This window comes from Nostoc sp. PA-18-2419 (genome assembly GCF_005869855.1).
Taxonomy (GTDB): Bacteria; Cyanobacteriota; Cyanobacteriia; order Cyanobacteriales; family Nostocaceae; genus Nostoc.
Map to the genome: position 1 here is coordinate 22,652 of NZ_SZNH01000005.1, position 18,346 is coordinate 40,997.

The window sequence follows — 18,346 nt, forward strand, 5'->3', positions numbered from 1 at the left end:
TACAATATTAATTTATGCCATTTATTTATAGTTTCATAAAAATAAATGCAAAATTTAATTAACTTTTTTAAAACTTCCTTATTCTTTTAGTCAAAGTTATGATTTTTTTTCAATTAAGGCGCTCTCCTAGTTAAGTTAGGTTTCAATATTAGATATTTTGTTAAAAAAGTATTATTTTTCAATAAAAAAAATACTTTGAGATTAAAGAAAATTTTAAAAAGAAAGATAAGTTAAATTCATAGATTATCCATAAAATTTTTGAGTCTGACAAGAGTTGAACTTTACATAAATTTTATTAACGCATAATTTATGTATTTAACCGTTTTTTATTCCTTTGAACAGAGAATAATTAGAGTAAAATAATTAGTATATAATCACAAAATTAGCGATCGCATACCCATAGCAACTGTCAAAACAAAACTTATCTTTCTCCAAAAGTTGCATAATTATTTTCAAAAACAGTATTAAAGAATAAATTAATATTTATAGCATTTACTCATCTCCAAACGTTAAATTCATTTCTCGCTTCAGAAATATTTGAATTAGGAGAACTTCAAATGTCTCTTTTCCGCAAAAAAATTAGGTTTTTTAACGTACTCAAATTTATTTTAGGAATATTAGGAATAGTATTGACTTTATTTGCTTGTTCAAGTATCTGGTTATTAGGTAACAACTCATCCTTAGGCGATCGCCCTTTTGTATGGGTGGCTTCAAGTCTAGAAAGGATAAAGCAACAAGACGCACCAACAAGTAAAACCCAGATTCATTTGTACGCTGCACGTGGTGAATATGAACCTTTTCAAATAGGAATTCACGCACCCAGTGGTGGTCTAACAAATGTGAATGTTACAGTCTCCGACTTATCTGGATCAAATAATCGACTAATTTCAAATAAAAATATTACACTTTATCGCGAACATTACGTTCATGTTGTTCATTCTAGCCCTAACAAAAAAGGCAGCACAAATTCATCTTTAGGTACTGGATGGTATGCTGATGGACTAATTCCATTTATTAATCCTGAAAACAAAACAGCTCTTACAGGTGCGGAGTTAGATGCAGTTCCATTCAACCTGAAAGCTAGGAATAATCAACCTATTTGGGTAGACATTTTTGTACCCCGCAACACTCAAGCTGGTGACTATCAAGGCACTTTTACTGTTAGCAGCAACCAAGGAGCGATCGCAGGAAAAATCCACCTCCAAGTTTGGAATTTTGAGTTACCGATAAAACCATCGCTCAATTCTGAGTTCACATTCTATGAACATCAAGATAAAAGCGACATGGTAGAACTTCTCAAACATAAGTTAATGCCTGATGCCCATTTTAATCCGGCAGATGAACCTGAGTTAATTAAGCAGTGGGGACTTCGTTCCCGGAGTCTTTCTTTTTGGAGTGGGGCTAACGTTAATACTTGCAAAATGGCTCCAGCCCCTTCTCTCGAAAAGATTAAAACCACTGCTGCTAAGCATGAATCTGGTTTATTTCTCTACGCTAGATATGCCGATGAAATTGATAACTGCCCAAATTTAATTGAACCAGTTAAGCAATGGGCGCGAAATTTTCATCAAGCTGGAATCGCAACCACCTTAGCAATGACTCCTACACCTGCGCTTTATGATGATGGTTCGGGAACTGGGCGCTCAGCTGTAGATATCTGGGTAGTATTGCCAGAATCCTATGATCAAGCTCCTGAGCGAATTACTGAAGTTCTGCAAAAAGGAAATAAAGTTTGGTCTTATAATGCCTTGGTACAAGATGGGTACTCTCCGAAATGGCAGATAGACTTTGAACCAATCAACTACAGAATTCATCCAGGCTTCATTAGCCAAAGCCTTGGACTGACGGGAATTTTATACTGGCGAGTTGACCTTTGGACAAAAGACCCCTGGAACGACGTTCAAACTTATTTCCAAAAGAAATACAAAGACTATTTTCCTGGTGAAGGGATGTTGTTTTATCCTGGAAAACAGGTAGGTATCAAAGGAGTTGTTCCTTCCATGAGACTCAAGTGGCTCAGAGAAGGGGTAGAAGATTACGAGTATCTCGAAATACTTAAAAGTCACGAGCGCCAAGATTGGGCGCTTTCATTAGCTCGGCGTGTCGGTCTTGACTGGAAGCACTGGACGCGGGATATAAATCTCCTCGAATCAGTCCGGCGACAGTTGGGAGAGGAAATAGACAGGCTCTCTTCTCAATAAGTATTTTGAGAAATTGCTCGCTACTTTGACTAAAATTTAGATATTTTTTGATATATCTAAACAGATGAGCGAGTGGGGTAAAACTTTTAACTCCATTTTCTAACGCCACTTGCTACAACAGAGGGAACCTTCAGAGCGCGCTGGCTCCTCTCTGCTTCCTACTCCCTGCCAATAACAAATAAGTTCAAAAATTAAAGCGAATTACTATATAAGAATAACAACTCATAGACAATTCCGTAGATGTGATTATGTCTTTTTATTTGTAGAAGCTGCGCCAATTTGGCATGACTCAAACAACAAAACAGTGCTACAAAATTGAGATAGAAATCAGCAAGTAATACCATTTTTGATTTTGTGAAAGTTGAGTTATTCTTCAAAGTGTGTTTCCCAACTTGTGTGTAGATGCCCAGCATAAGGCTTCTCCTAGAGTACTATCGTTGAATGCCGACTTCCAGTCAGCAAAGCTCTATAAGACTGATTTTAGATTTATAAATATACTTTTGTTGAGATATGAGTAACCGTATTGCAGTTATTGGTCTTGGTTACGTTGGTCTACCTGTTGCCCTAGCATTTGCTAAAAAATTTCCCCAGACTATTGGATTTGATATTAATTTAGAGAAAGTTATAAGTTTAAAGCAAGGTATTGATTGTACAAATCAAATCTCTACTGACGAATTAATAAATTCTAGTCTAATTATCACTTCAGAACTTTATGATTTAGTAGACACGAACTTTTTTGTAATTGCTGTACCAACACCAGTTGACCGCAATCATAATCCTGACTTGACTTTGCTAATAAAAGCCTCTGAACTCGTTGGAAAAGTCTTACAACCTGGAGCGATTGTAGTGTATGAATCTACAGTTTATCCAGGGGTGACAGAGGATATCTGCAAAGCAACTTTGGCCAAAGTATCAGGTTTACAACCAGGTGTTGATTTTAAGTTGGGCTATTCTCCAGAACGGATAAATCCGGGTGACAAAGCTCATACATTAGAAAAGATTGTCAAAGTGGTAGCTGGAGAAGATGCCCAAACTCTGGAACGAGTTGCAAGTGTGTATACCGCGATTATTGATGTCGGTGTTTATCGCACCTCTTCGATTAAAGTAGCTGAGGCTGCCAAAGTCATTGAAAATACTCAGCGAGACTTAAATATTGCTTTGATGAACGAACTCGCACTCATATGCGATCGCCTTGGTATCCGCACCCATGATGTTTTAGCAGCAGCCAACACCAAATGGAACTTTTTACCGTTCACTCCCGGACTTGTTGGTGGTCACTGCATTGGAGTTGACCCTTACTATCTAACTACTAAAGCAGAAGAATTGGGATATCATCCCGAAGTCATCTTAGCTGGTCGTCGGATTAACGACGGTATGGGTACTTACCTTGGTCAGCGTTTTGTCAAACTCTTAATTGAAGCTAACTTGTCGATTAAACAAGCACGAGTAGGAATTCTCGGTCTGACTTTTAAGGAAAATGTACCCGACATCCGCAATAGTCGCATACCAGATATTGTCAGAGAATTGCAGCAATTTGGTATTGAACCACTCTTACACGATCCTCTGGTAGATCCTGATGAAGCACACCAAGAATATGGGATTAATTTAGTCGATTGGCATAACCTGTCTAATTTAGACGGAGTAATATTTGCAGTCAGTCATCAAGCTTATTTAGATATGCCTTGCGAACAACTTCTTAACTGTTTGCGTCCAGGTGGAGTATTGATGGATATCAAATCCATTTTTAGCCAAGCTACACTACCACCACATATTCATTACTGGAGCTTATAGGAGAAACATTATGGTCAAGGTTTTAGTGACTGGTGCTGCTGGTTTTATCGGTTTTCATCTCAGCCAGTGTCTATTGACCAGAGGTGATGAGGTTGTTGGTTTAGATAACCTCAATGATTACTACGATGTTGTGCTGAAAAAAGACCGTTTAACTCAATTACAAGAAAGACCTGGTTTTAGTTTTTATCAGATAGACTTGTCAGACTCGGTAACTATAGCCCAACTCTTTGCTGAACAACGCTTTGATGTGGTCGTCAATTTAGCAGCACAAGCTGGCGTCCGCTACTCCATCAAGAACCCTCACGCCTATATAAACAGTAACTTGGTCGGCTTTATTAACATCCTCGAAGGTTGTCGTCATTCAGGTGTTCAGCATTTGGTATTTGCTTCTTCTAGTTCTGTTTACGGTGCTAATACTAAAATGCCTTTTTCTGTTCACGACAATGTAGACCATCCAGTTAGTTTATACGCTGCGACTAAAAAAGCTAACGAGTTAATGGCTCATAGTTATAGCCATTTATATGGTCTACCAACAACTGGACTCCGCTTTTTTACTGTTTATGGGCCGTGGGGTCGTCCAGATATGGCGCTGTTTTTGTTCACTAAAGCAATTTTGACAAAACAGCCAATCGATGTGTTTAATTACGGAAAAATGTGCCGAGATTTTACCTATATTGACGACATTGTAGAGGGTATTGTCCGAGTGATGGATAAAATTCCTCAGCCAAATATTGCTTGGTCAGGAAATACACCCGACCCAGGAACGAGTAAAGCTGCTTATAAAATTTACAATATAGGTAACAATCAACCGGTTCAATTAATGCGCTTTATAGAAGTGCTAGAAGATTGTCTGGGAATGAAAGCAGAAAAAAATTTACTACCTCTACAACCTGGTGATGTCCCCGTTACCTATGCAGATGTTGATGATTTAGTTCACGATGTAGGCTTTAGACCTAGCACGCCTATAGAAGTAGGAATTGAACGTTTTGTAGCTTGGTATTGTTCTTATTATCAGAAAGCTAATACTCGACTAAGCCGAAATTCTTGGGTGAGGGTGGGGAGTCGGGAATAATGAAGATACTCCATATATGTGCAATTGGAGGCACTGTTGAGGCGCTTTTACGACCTCAAATAGATTATTTTTTGTCTCAGAATCTATCTGTTGAAATAGCTTGTTCTCCAGGTTCAGAAGTAAAAAAACTCCAGAATCAAGGGTATGTAATTCATCCGATAGAAATTGATCGCCGGATTTCTCTGGTGAGAAATTTGAGAAGTATTTATCAATTGATGCAATTAATTAGGCAAAATCGATATGACCTTGTTCACGTACACACTCCGATTGCTGCTGTCTTAGGTCGCATTGCTGCTAAGCTGGCTGGTGTTAAACGAATTGTCTATACTGCTCACGGCTTTCCGTTTCACGATCGCTCCTCACCTAGTCAATATCGTTTTTATTTTACTGTTGAGAAATTTACTGCTTTGATAACTGATTTGATTCTTACCCAAAATCATGAAGATATTGCCACAGCTAAAAAATTAAATCTTTGTCCGCCGGAAAAATTGGGTTATTTGGGTAATGGTGTAGACATTAATCGCTTCCGACGCGATCGCCTCAATTCCACTCACCAAATTCAATTACGAAAATCTCTAGGTATCCCGGATAATACTAACTTCATTATTGGTACAATTGGACGCATAACTCAGAAAAAAGGCAGTGGATATTTAATTGAAGCCGCAGCCAAACTACTTCCTGATTTTCCAAATTTACAAGTTTTAATCATTGGCTCTCAACTTAGTAGTGATCCTGAACCTTTCTACACAGAATTAATTCAAAAAATTCAATCTTTAGGAATTGAAAAACATGTTATCTTGACAGGAGAACGCGAAGATATCCCAGAAGTTTTAGGTTTACTAGATATCTTCACGTTACCGACATTCACTCATGAAGGACTACCGCGTTCTATTCTCGAGGGAATGTCAATGGGTTTACCAGTTGTCACTACAGATATTCGTGGCTGTCGAGAAGCAGTAATTCATGGAAAAACGGGTTTAATTGTACCACCTCAAAATAGTCAAAAGTTAGCTGAGGCTTTGGGAATATTATTATCTAATTCGGAATTGCGACAAAGTTATGGTCAAGCTAGTCGTGAACGCGTTGAAGTTACTTATGATGAAGAATTAGTTTTTGGACGACTTAAGAAGTACTATCAAGAGTTAGAGATTATTTGAAAAGAAATGTAGTAATAAATTAATTAAAAATAATTAGTAAACTTTTTATTATTCTCTGTGATTGGTTAAAAAATTAACTAGTGGAATTTTGATATGTCAGAAAAATAGTGAATAAAGAAATTCACGCAGATCTGCCTGCACAGAAGAGGAATGAGAAGTATTTTGAGAGTGGATGGTGTATTGATGAATAATAATTTTGAGGGGATTGAGTTAAAAAGATTTAGCAGATTAATTAAATTTATATTGGATAGAGTTGTGGCAGCGATCGCCTTAATTTTTCTTTCTCCTTTATTTGTGGGTGTAGCGATCGCGATTTATTTTAAAATGGGTAGCCCGGTTATTTTTACCCAACCTCGTCCAGGTAAAAATGCTCAAATTTTTAACTTTTATAAATTCCGGACGATGACCAATGAACGGGATACTGAAGGCAATCTTCTTGCTGATGAAAAACGCCTCACAGCCTTCGGTAAATTTCTGCGTCAAACTAGTCTTGATGAATTACCTCAACTTTGGAATGTCTTGAAAGGAGACATGAGTTTTGTTGGGCCTCGTCCATTATTAGTCAAGTATCTTGACCGCTACACACCCCAACAAGCACGTCGTCATGAAGTGCAGCCGGGTATTACTGGCTGGGCACAAGTGAATGGTCGCCGCACATTGGATCGATTTTGGGATAAAAAATTTCAGTTGGATGTTTGGTATATCGACCGCTGGAGTTTGTGGCTTGATTTAAAAATTTTATTTATGACTGTATGGCAAGTAATCCAGCGAAAAAGCATCAGCCAGGAAGGTCACGTTACTTCGGAGGAATTCACAGGTCAACTTCATGAACAATAGCGGTTTTTATCGGCTATAGCAGAGGAAGTGAAAAATATGGGCTTTCAACAGATACGAGATCTATCCGCAGCGGTGTTAACTTCGATGACAGAAGAAGAATGCGCTGATTGGCACCGCAAACGAGGAATGCATGTGATTCGTCATCGGGGTCGCTACTGGAAGGAGACAATTCGAGGTTTCTATCAGCCGTTGCATTGGTTAGCACGTTTGAGTGCCCAAGAAGCAAACTCACCAACACTACTATCTTGGGGATTCCAAGCAACCTTATCTGAAGTTGACGCAACCTCTGCTAACGCCTCAATGCCGATTCATTGGTTGCCCAATTTGGAAAACTATAGTCTTGAGAGTGTGACATCAAATCGCCGAAATCATCTTAGAAGGTGTTACAAACGAGTCAATATCGTGCAGTTAGATAAACCTGCGCTTTTGCAAGAACAAGGTTACAAAGTCTTTTTATCGGCATTGAAGCGAACAGCTTACCGTCAGATACCTTCAAAAAAAGACTATCTCACCGCACTTGGTGATTATGCTACCCCTGAGAAGCAGTTGATTCTTGCAGGTCTTAACGGTGAGCAGCTTCTCGGTTATGTTACAGGATACGCTGTCAACAGTATTGCTTACATTGATGAAGTAATCATCGCCACTGAGGCATTATCTACCTACATTGGTACGGGATTGCTATTTGAATTTGCCCAAGTCTGTCGCCGGTCTGGGTTAATTCGCGAGCTTGTTAACGGTCTGCACTCTCGTGAAGATGAAAAACTCTGTGTCTTCAAACAAGGAATGGGTTTCCAGGTAAAGCATATTCCTGCAAAGGTACAGATGAACCCGATTGTTGAGCAATTTATCGGGTGGCGATATCCACATAAGTATTATCGGCTAGTCGGTCGTCAACTGCGATCGCACCAGAGGAAGCTTTTCACTAGTAATCAAAATACAAAAAGTAAAGGAGTATGAGTTTTCAACAAATGCGAGATGTATCCGAAGCAGTGCTGACTTCAATGACGGAAGAAGAATTCGCCAGTTGGCGCTGCAAGGAAGGTGCACACGTTATCTTTCATCGTGGGTGCTATTGGGAACAACGACGTTTTGGTTTCTATCAGCCAATCCATTTGTTAGCGCGCTTACAGATTCAACAAGTAACTCCTCCGATGCAACTATGCTGGGGATTTCAAGCATCATTGTCTGAAAATGACGTGCTAAGTGCTAATGGGTCAATTCCGATTCATTTATTGTCTAACCTTCAAGACTACGATTTGTATAGCATCAACAAAAATAACAGACAAAACATTCGTAAAAATCGCCATTTTTTTAATATTGTCGAGTTAACTGGTACACAACTGCTAGAAGAGCAAGGATATGATGTCTTTCTCTCAGCGGCTACACGAACGCAATTGAAACCATTGCTTTCTAGAGAGAAATATATGATGAATCTTGTGGATTATGTTGTACCCAAACGTCGCCTGATTCTTGCAGGACTTAGTGATGCAAAGCTTTGTGGTTATATCAGCGGGTACGCTGTCAACGGCATTGCATATGCAGAGGATCTCTACATCACCACTGAAGCATCAAAGAACAATATCAATAAAATATTAGTTTTTGAGTTTGTGCAAGTCTGCCGTCGTTCTGCTGGAATCTATGAATTTGCCATCGGTCAGGACTGGCGAGAAAAGCCAGGAATAGTCCAATTCAAAGAGAAAATGGGCTTTCCGGTGGTATATATCCCTGCCAAAGTGCAGATAAATCCGCTCGTCGAGCAATTTATCCGCTGGAAGTATCCGCATAAATACTATCGTTTGACTGGCCACGATTAATATTTACAAAAACACTGCTCATATTAGGAGAATAAAAATTTTTCAATGATGCAAATTACATGCAAGTTGGTATCAGTTAGAAGACATAATTGAAATTAAATACAGGAGAAATCAATGGATTTTAAAATAGTTAGTTTATCAGATCCATTGTGGTTAGAAATTTTAGAAAAACTAAATCATGATATATACCATTTGCCTGAATATGTAAATTTAGAAGCTAAAAGAATTAATGCTATTCCCGAAGCTATATTAATATTTGAAAATGAAAAAATATTGTTTTTACCTTATTTATTGCGTTGTGTAAATAATTTATTTGTTACAAAACTAGAAATTCCTTTGATTTGGGATATTGTATCTCCTTATGGTTATCCTGGAATTTTATTGAGTCAAGCCGCAGCTAATACACCAGAGTTTTTACAATTAGCAGTAAATCAGTTAATAGCTGGGCTACGCGATCGCCAAGTTTGTTCGGCATTTTTCCGATTGCATCCAATATTAAACCAAGGGCTAAATGAAGTTTTACCACTTGGATTATCTCAAGTTACTGGAGAAACTGTATCTGTAGATTTAAGTTTATCAACATCAGAAATATGGCATCAAACTAGACCAGAACATCGCAATCATATTAATAGGTGTAAACGTAATGGATTTACTGCAAGAATAGTGAAATTAGAAGAGTATTTAGATAAATTTATAAGTATATATAATGAAACCATGAACCGTGTAGAAGCAAAAAAGTATTTTTATTTTGATAATGATTATTTTCATAATTTGGCAAAGTTAAATAAAAATATTTATTTATGTCTCGTAGAATTCAACAATCAAATTGCTTGTGCTGGAATATTTACCGAATGTTGTGAAATAGTTCAATACCACCTGGGAGGGACAAAAAATGAGTTTTTAAAACAAGCTCCTAGCAAGTTAATGTTTGATTATGTGCGATTTTGGGCTAAAGAATGTGGAAATAAATTTTTGCATTTGGGTGGTGGTGTTGGCTCAGCTAAAGATAGTCTCTACAATTTCAAAGCAGGGTTTTCTAAACAAAAGCATCCATTTTTAACACTCCGCCTAATTACAGATATAGAAAAATATAATTCTTTAGTTGAATTACAAGCAAACTATTTAAAAACTAAGCCAAAAAATTTACTAGAATCAAATTTTTTTCCGGCCTATCGTTCTTTAAATTGAGTAAAAACTAGTAATATTCATCCAAAAATATAATTTTATTACCAAACTGATTCAGTTAATCTAAATGAATAAACCAATTCTGCTTTCAACACCTCACATAGGCGAACGCGAACTAGAATTAGTTAAAGAAGCTTTTGCAAGTAACTGGATTGCTCCTGTTGGTCCGCATATTGATGCTTTCGAGCAAGAATTTTGTCAAGTAACTAGTGCTAGTTATGCTGTTGCTGTGACTTCGGGTACAGCGGCTCTACATTTAGCTTTGCGATTAGTTGGTGTTGAGGCTGGTGACGAAGTTTTTTGTTCTACTTTAACGTTTATTGCTAGTGCTAATCCGATTATTTATTTAGGAGCAAAACCAGTATTTATTGATAGCGATCGCACTTCGTGGAACATGAATCCCGAACTGTTAGCAGAAGCACTCCAACACCGTGCTAAAAAAGGCAAATTACCTAAAGCAGTTGTGCTTGTACATTTATATGGTCAAAGTGCAGATATTGACCCTATTTTGCAGACTTGTAATTATTATGATATTCCCTTAATTGAAGATGCTGCTGAAGCTTTAGGAGCTACCTACAAAGAACGTTCGTTAGGAACTTTTGGACGTATTGGTATTTACTCATTTAATGGTAATAAAATTATTACTACTTCTGGCGGTGGGATGTTAGTTTCTGATGATTTAGAATTAGTAGAAAAAGCACGTTTTTTAGCAACCCAAGCACGCGATCGCGTTGTTCACTATCAACATTCAGAAATTGGCTATAACTATCGTCTCAGTAATATTTTAGCTGGTATTGGTCGCGGTCAATTGAGTGTTTTAAATCAGCGAGTAGCAGCTAGACGACGTAATTTTGAAAATTATTACCAGGTTTTAAAAAATCTGCCAGGAGTAGAGTTCATGCCAGAAGCTAATTATGGATACGCTACTCGCTGGTTAACTTGCATAACAGTAGAACCTGAGGCTTTTGGTGCAAACCGAGAACAACTTCGCCTTGCGCTTTTTGAACAACAAATAGAATCCCGTCCTGTCTGGAAACCTTTGCATATCCAGCCTATTTTTGCTGAATGTGAATGTTTTGGTGGTGCAGTGGCAGAAGATTTATTTGCACGCGGTCTTTGCTTACCTTCTGGGTCTAATCTTACAGATGAAGATTTAGATATAGTAATTACTGAAATTCAAGCAGTTCATCAGAAACATCAACAAATAATTCGAGAGTCCGAACTCATAATTGATAAGACTTTTTGTATAAGTAATAAATGAATTATGAAAATAAAAACCCTAATTAAAATAAAGCTTTCCTTATATTTTTATTTATTATTATCGAATTAAAGTATTTTTATGTACTTATAATTACCTTTTTTACTTCCTAAATTCTGTTTTTTAATTTGTAAATTATCAATTATCAAGTATTTGCGATTATTTTATGAAAATACAAGAATCTTCTAAAAGTTTCGATAATTATGGGCAAATCTTAAAACGTCGTTGGATTCCTGCTTTGAGTGTTTTTATCTGTGTATTCATAATCTTACAGGTAGCTACGTTTTTTAAAAAGCCTTATTACTTAGCAGAGGGAAAGCTAAAATTCCAAAGAATAAATACTACTTCTTCTTTAACAGGAGTAGGAACAGAAATTGGTAAATTAGAACCATTAGTCGATGATAAAAGTAATCCTCTTAATACAGAAGCAGAAGTTATCCGTTCTATTCCAGTTCTCAAAAATACAATAACTATACTTAATCTAAAAGACAATAATAATTCACAATTAAAAATAAAACAATTTTTGCAAATGTTGACAGTCAAGGAAATAAAAGGAGCTGATATTTTAAGTATCTCTTATAAAGATACAAACCCAGAAATAGCTGCAAAAGTTGTTAATACTCTCATAGATGTATATTTAGAATACAATATATCTTCTCATAGAAGTCAAGCTGCAACTGCTCGCAAATTTATAGAAAAACAATTACCAAATGCAGAATTAGTAGTTCGACAAGCAGAAGCAGAACTAGCAGAATTTAAAGAAAAACATAAAATTGTCTCCTTACAAGAAGAAGCAAGTAAATCGCTGGAACTAATCACACAATTACAACAGCAAATTAGTGAAGCTAAATCTAGATTTACTGATGCTGAGGCACAGACTCAAGCAATCCGCAAACAATTGGGTATGAACTCCCAACAAGCTGTAATTATGACTTCCCTTAGTCAAACTTCAGGGGTGCAAGATATTCTTAAAGAAATCCAACAGCTAGAATCACAATTGGCAGCTAAACGGACTGTTTTGCAAGACAATCATCCAGAAATTATCAATTTACAATACAAATTAAGCTCTTTAAATGAGCTACTACAACAACGGATTAAAAACGTTATCGGTATAAAATCACCACAATTAAATAATAATTTTCAATTAGGAGAACTACAACAGCAACTTTCTGCAAAGCTTGTAGATTTAGAGTCAACTCGTATGGGTTTAGCAAGCCAAATCACTACTTTATCTAATTTACAAGCTGCTTATAAGCAACGTTTGAACAATCTGCCAAGATTAGAACAACAACAGCGACAATTAGAACGTAAAGTAGAAGCTGCGCAATCTACCTATTCACTTTTACTCCAAAAGCTGCAAGAGAGCCGAATAGCAGAAAATCAAAATTTGGGTAATGCCAGCATGATATCGGAAGCTGAAGTTCCAGAAGAGTCAATTTCCTCTCCAATGTTTTTGTATTTGAGTACAGGTTTATTGTCTAGTTTGGCAGCTTTAGCAATTGTATATATTTTAGAAAAAATAGATAAATCAATTAAGAATGTTGAGCAGGCAAAAGAATTATTGGATTTTACTTTATTAGGAATTATTCCTACTTTCAATAAATCTAAAAACTCTCTTCGTGGGAAGGAAGAACTTGAGTTATATACTAAAAGACTTGTAGTTAGAGATGCGCCGCGATCGCCTATTAATGAAGCATACCGAATGCTACGAGCAAATCTCAAGTTTACAAGTGCTGATAAGGAATTAAAAGTTATAGTTATCACTAGTTCCGTCCCCAGAGAAGGCAAATCTACAGTAGCTGCTAATTYAGCTATCACAATGGCTCAAATGGAGCGAAAAGTGTTATTAGTAGATGCAGATATGCGCCGTCCTGTTCAACATAAAATTTGGGAATTGATTAATAATCAAGGACTTAGTAATTTGATTATTGGGCAAGCTGAAACTAATACAGCCATCAAACAAGTAATGGATAATTTATATGTCCTTACTTCTGGAGTTATACCTCCTAATCCAGGTTCACTGCTGGACTCTAAAAAGATGGCTACATTAATTCAAACTTTTTCTATTTACTACGATTTCGTAATTATTGATGCTCCATCATTAAACGTTGCAGCTGATGCTGCTACTTTAGGTCAAATGGCTGATGGTGTTTTGTTTGTTGTTCGTCCAGGAGTAGTTGATTCTGTTAGTGCCACTATTGCAAAAGAGCTTTTAGAAAAATCTGGTCAGAATGTCTTAGGACAAGTAGTAAACGGAGTTGTTTCCCAGCATGAACGTTACAGTTATTACTACTCAAATGAGGAAAATAATGAAGAATCCACAAACTACAAATCACCTGTTAGAATCAAGCTGCCTGGTTTCTAGTCTACAACCAAGTCTTACTGTTAATTTTAGTAATTTTCATCAAAAAAATACACTATCAACTAACTTTTGTTTAACATTTGGTGATGAAAATAACAATAAATATAATTATTTAAAATCTAAGTCTAGCTACCCGACAATTGTAAGCATTAGAGCTACAAAAATGTATGCATCTCAATCTGGAGAAATTGGTGAGTTTGTAATTACTCGTAATGGTGATATTACTAAAGATTTAACAGTAAAGTACAGCATTCGAGGAACAGCCAAGGATGGAGTAGATTATCAATCAATTGCTAATTTCGCGATCGTTCCGGGTGGAGCAAATGAAGTAGTAATTATAATTCAACCTCAAAAAAGCAACTCTCAGGGCACAAAAACAGTTTTGTTAATTTTAGAAAATTTCTCCAATAGTAATCAATATATGCTCGGAGTAAACTTTCATGCAGTGGTGAATATTCTCAACTCTTGTACTTATTAATATTAAACTGATATAGGAATCTTAAATGATAAGGTCAAAATTATTGTCCTAATCATCCTTTGCCATTTGTTCTTGGGAAAAACTAATTACCAGAACTAATGACAGTTAAAATAAAGATATTTTATAAGTTATATAAGACTTATATTTGATTGGGTGAAAAACTTTCTAAACTCCTTGCCTTACTATAAGTAAACTTAAGTAAGAAAACTAAATAATTCTAATTTTCCTTGCAGCATTAGTAGCTTTTTTTCTAGCCTCTTGGACATTCAGACCTTTTGCTAAAGCTACTCCCATTCGCCGATATGGATGAGCATTCGGTTTACCAAATAATCTGATATCTACATCTTTTTCTGATAAAGCCTCAGCTACACCAGCAAAAATAATAGAATCAGATTTTGTTGAAGCTAAAATTACTGCACTAGCTGATGCTCCTAATTGTTCTATATAAGGAATTGGTAAGTTTAAAATAGCTCGCAGATGTAATTCAAATTCGTTGAGATTTTGAGAAATTAATGTCACCATCCCTGTATCATGTGGTCTGGGAGAAAGTTCAGAAAAAATCACTTCATCCTTAGTAATGAAAAACTCAACGCCAAAAATTCCAGCTCCTCCTAAAGCTTCAGTGACTTTTATAGCTATTTCTTGGGCTTTTAATATTTTGTCTTCAGAAATTTCTGCTGGTTGCCACGATTCTTGATAATCGCCTCGTTCTTGACGATGACCAATAGGAGAACAGAAAATTGTTGCGGCATTCCACTGTTTAATAGTTAGTAAAGTTATCTCAATTTCAAAATTAATAAATTCTTCTACAATTACCTTTTGACTGTCACCTCTAGAATTAGCGATCGCATAATTCCAAGCTTTCTCTACTTCGCTTTTATCCTGGACTACAGACTGACCTTTTCCAGATGATGACATCACAGGTTTAACAACATTACGAAACCCAATTTCATCAGAAACAGTAATCAATTCTTCTAAACTTATTGCATAACCATACTTAGGTGTTCTGATACCTAATTGTTGATGTGCCAGTTCCCTAATTCTATCGCGGTTCATTGTATAATTAGTAGCAGCCGCCGTCGGAATAACTGTAATTCCTCTGTGTTCAAATTYGGTAAGTTTTTCTGTTCTGATGGCTTCAATTTCTGGTATAATAAAATCTGGTTGATGTTTAGTAACTATAGCTTCTAAATCATTGCCACTGAGCATAGAAATCACTTCAAAACAGTCAGCAACTTGCATTGCTGGAGCATTAGGGTAGCGGTCAACAGCAATCACATAATTACCAAGACGCTGAGCAGCGATCGCAAATTCTTTGCCTAGTTCCCCAGAACCAAGCAGCATCAGTTTTTGGGGTAGCTTAACATTCATTAATTTATCCAAGTCAATATTAATTTAATAATCTTATAACTTTTTGTATTTTAATTATCTTTTTTCTCAAGAGATATCCATAAATAAAAGTTCACAACTGGAGATGAAACTATTTATCCTACCTCCTATTTCCTACTCCTTATTTCTAAGTTAGTTAAATATAGCTCCACGCAGTTGCAAATCTTGCTGTTGCAGATGAGTTAAACCAGTACCTGCACCAAGCTGACATCGACTTACTAATGTATCTAACCAAATAGTCTCATTCAAAGTTGCACCTCTCAAATCTACATTTCTCAAGTCAGCTTTTGTTAAATTTGCAAATAATAGGTCAGCATTGACTAAACTGCTACCTTGCAGATTTGCGGCTGATAAATTTCCTCGGATGAAGTTTACCCCATCTAAAATTAAATCAGATAAATCAGCTTTGTGAAGATTAGGAAACTTTAGGTAATTTGGATATTTTAAAAATCTCATCATACAAATGATATTTGCTTCATTGGAGCGAATCTTAGTTAAAAACTCATAACGAGCTATACCCAATTGTTTAAGAATTTTTAAACGTTGTAGAGGGCTTTGTTCTAAAAATTGGATGGCTATATGGCGTAGGTCTTCAGGAGAAGGATCTAGCATGATTTTCAGATTATTATAGTAGTTGTGCTATTCAAAAATTTAATAGTATTTAATATAATTACCACTACAGATAGATGAATAAAAATGTATAGGTGTATATCGCTACAGCTAATTTATACGTTGCCAAGATTTGGGAAAACTTTCTAACCGTTGATGTCAATAACTAAAGTTTTAATTAATACTTTTTACTTTCTGCCTTCTGCCTTTTACCCTCTGCCTTTCTCTGTAAACAAATATAATATAGCAATCCGGAAAAACAAGATACCCGATTTCTCAAAGAAATCGAGTATTTTAAGATGTTTCAACTACTGAACTAACGTCCTGCTAACAATGCTTTTGTAGCAGATTCACCTGCTAATTTTACCTGCTTTGTTAACTGGAAGTTTAATAATGCCAAAACACTCAATTGGGCTATGAATGCCATAAAAATTGTTGTAGCCTCAGAGTATTGTATTGCTGCCCAAGGAAAAGTTGAAAACAGCCAGATAGTGGGATTTTTTTCGGAAGACATGCCAATAAATTCTAAAATCATCGGTGGTAAAAACATTACTGCACCGATAGTTCCAATTGCCCAAAAAGAACGTTTAGGAGTTTTCAGCAAAAGTATTAATTGAGCGATAGTGGCATAAATCAACATCATGCTGATAGACAACACTAGGGCTAAAAGTAATTTTAACCTGTCAACATTGTCACTTGTCCAGTTTGGGCTATGATGTGTATCCAAAACAGATGTAAGTAAAATCCAGACCAGCCAAGGGATACTAATAATTGTCAGATGGATGGCGATCGCCACTAATGCAGGACTTTTTTCACTCAAAATTAAATCCTGCCAAACACTCTTGTGGCTGGAAACTTGCTGTTGTCTATATCTTGCCCAATCTTGTACGGTTTGACGGTGAGGAGAAAGAATTGCAATTAAACTGAAAAGCAACCCTAAGTTGTATAATGCTATCAAAGTCAAAGCAATATTTCGCTCAATTTGTTCATCTAAATTGAAAACTGTCTGCGAATTTTGTAAGGTAAATCCCCACATCATCAGTTGGGAAAAAGCTACTAATATATAACTTTGTCCCTTACTGATTACTGTGGCTTGAGGATTACGGAAGCAACGTTTGAGTGCTTGAAAAATGCCGTAAGTACATAATCCAAAATTTAATAAATGGAAGCCAACAACACTGACAATATTTGTTCCTATTGGTAAATAAAAAAACTGTAAGCTTTTTAGAGGTGAACCATTATATATACGGAACAAGTTAGGAAACAGATAATTTGTGACATCCCAAGGATTAAACAGTCTCAACCAAGCACCTGAATTATTTAAATTGCGGAAAGACGATGCCACCATCATCGTCATGAACAAGAAAAATAACACTCCACCACTACCTAACCACGGTTGAAAACCACTGAACTTACGACTAACTAATCCAAACAGTAATGCAGCACTGTAGAAGAAAATACAGCTACCAACAACAATAGCGTAGTAACTCAAAATGTAACTAAAAGCTATGTTGGCAGAATGTCCAGCCCACAAATGTAAAGGAAGGGCTGTTAAGACTACCAAATAAATTAAACTTGGAACTCCTAGCAACTTGCCAGTCAATATACTTGTTTCGGATTGGGGACTCAGACGAATGAAATTCAGCGTACCACGACGTTCTTCTTTGGCTAAATCATTAATTAGTAAATAAGTTCCTGCAACTAACAGTGTAAATACAAAAATTACACTAAAAGAAAGGAATATATATTCCCAATGGTCTCGCCACCACAACTGCCAATCAATTTGGTTTTCTGGGCAGAAATTCTTGGAGATAAAATTATTTAATTCAGCAATTTTAGATTGATCTGATTGCTGGTAAGCTTGTGTTAGTAGCTGCCCGTATGCTGACCGCAAACGACAGTATGTGTTAGTCAGTGAATATTTCTCACCAGGAAATTCACGGAACTGATATAAAAAAACTACTAGTTGCAGTAGTAGGGAAGTTGCAACAGCGATCGCCACATGAAAAAATTTCAGGCGTCCTTTGAGTTCCCGTAATAATTGCGGATTTGCATCACCTATTTTGTCTATAAAATTGAGCATCATCGAATAAATCTCCAAAAATTGGTGAGTAATAGTTATTGACTAAGGGAACTTTGAAAAATAAATTATTCCGTTTGAAGTTGATAACTGACGATTGTTGAGTGCGAACA

Annotated in this window: 14 protein-coding genes; 11 read left to right on the forward strand and 3 right to left on the reverse strand. The window is 36.3% G+C overall.

Going from position 1 to position 18,346, the window contains the following annotated elements; genetic code table 11:
* The first annotated feature begins 557 nt into the window (after positions 1-557).
* The 11 genes from FCR06_RS07030 (at position 558) to FCR06_RS07080 (ending at position 14,155) form a co-directional block, all read left to right on the forward strand.
* Positions 558-2,201 (forward strand): DUF4091 domain-containing protein, encoded by a 1,644-nt coding sequence (locus tag FCR06_RS07030; RefSeq protein ID WP_138498129.1) that lies wholly within the window; start codon positions 558-560, stop codon positions 2,199-2,201.
* A 510-nt stretch (positions 2,202-2,711) separates the two neighbouring features.
* A complete protein-coding gene (locus FCR06_RS07035) occupies positions 2,712-3,992 on the forward strand; it encodes a nucleotide sugar dehydrogenase (protein ID WP_138498130.1) in 1,281 nt (426 codons plus the stop codon).
* 10 nt (positions 3,993-4,002) lie between these two features.
* Positions 4,003-5,064, forward strand: coding sequence for an NAD-dependent epimerase (locus FCR06_RS07040; RefSeq protein WP_138498131.1), 1,062 nt, complete (start codon positions 4,003-4,005; stop codon positions 5,062-5,064).
* A complete protein-coding gene (locus FCR06_RS07045; RefSeq protein WP_138498132.1) occupies positions 5,064-6,221 on the forward strand; it encodes a glycosyltransferase family 4 protein in 1,158 nt (385 codons plus the stop codon). Before FCR06_RS07040 ends, FCR06_RS07045 begins: the two co-directional genes overlap by 1 nt.
* A 183-nt stretch (positions 6,222-6,404) precedes the next feature.
* Positions 6,405-7,058, forward strand: a complete 654-nt coding sequence (locus FCR06_RS07050; RefSeq protein WP_138498133.1) for a sugar transferase — start codon at positions 6,405-6,407, stop codon at positions 7,056-7,058.
* A gap of 36 nt (positions 7,059-7,094) precedes the next feature.
* Positions 7,095-8,015 (forward strand): hypothetical protein, encoded by a 921-nt coding sequence (locus FCR06_RS07055; protein ID WP_223280060.1) that lies wholly within the window; start codon positions 7,095-7,097, stop codon positions 8,013-8,015.
* Entirely contained in the window at positions 8,012-8,872 is an 861-nt protein-coding gene (locus tag FCR06_RS07060; RefSeq protein WP_223280061.1) for a hypothetical protein, read from the forward strand. Before FCR06_RS07055 ends, FCR06_RS07060 begins: the two co-directional genes overlap by 4 nt.
* 114 nt (positions 8,873-8,986) lie before the next feature.
* Entirely contained in the window at positions 8,987-10,060 is a 1,074-nt protein-coding gene (locus tag FCR06_RS07065; protein ID WP_138498135.1) for a peptidoglycan bridge formation glycyltransferase FemA/FemB family protein, read from the forward strand.
* Between the two features lie 64 nt (positions 10,061-10,124).
* Positions 10,125-11,318, forward strand: a complete 1,194-nt coding sequence (locus FCR06_RS07070) for a DegT/DnrJ/EryC1/StrS family aminotransferase (protein ID WP_138498136.1) — start codon at positions 10,125-10,127, stop codon at positions 11,316-11,318.
* Positions 11,319-11,481: 163 nt separating this feature from the next.
* Positions 11,482-13,680, forward strand: coding sequence for a GumC family protein (locus FCR06_RS07075; protein WP_138498137.1), 2,199 nt, complete (start codon positions 11,482-11,484; stop codon positions 13,678-13,680).
* A 160-nt stretch (positions 13,681-13,840) separates the two neighbouring features.
* Positions 13,841-14,155, forward strand: coding sequence for a hypothetical protein (locus FCR06_RS07080; RefSeq protein ID WP_138498138.1), 315 nt, complete (start codon positions 13,841-13,843; stop codon positions 14,153-14,155).
* 207 nt (positions 14,156-14,362) lie between these two features.
* Here FCR06_RS07080 and purT read toward each other — a convergent pair whose 3' ends face one another.
* The 3 genes from purT to FCR06_RS07095 all read right to left on the reverse strand — a co-directional run bounded on the left by purT (position 14,363) and on the right by FCR06_RS07095 (position 18,239).
* Positions 14,363-15,526: a formate-dependent phosphoribosylglycinamide formyltransferase gene (gene purT, locus FCR06_RS07085; RefSeq protein ID WP_138498139.1), complete on the reverse strand. Its 1,164-nt coding sequence runs from the start codon at positions 15,524-15,526 to the stop codon at positions 14,363-14,365.
* A 150-nt stretch (positions 15,527-15,676) separates the two neighbouring features.
* Entirely contained in the window at positions 15,677-16,156 is a 480-nt protein-coding gene (locus tag FCR06_RS07090) for a pentapeptide repeat-containing protein (protein WP_138498140.1), read from the reverse strand.
* 313 nt (positions 16,157-16,469) lie between these two features.
* The gene (locus FCR06_RS07095; RefSeq protein ID WP_138498141.1) at positions 16,470-18,239 is read right to left on the reverse strand and encodes an ABC transporter permease; all 1,770 of its coding nucleotides are present in this window, start codon (positions 18,237-18,239) and stop codon (positions 16,470-16,472) included.
* Positions 18,240-18,346 lie beyond the last annotated feature (107 nt).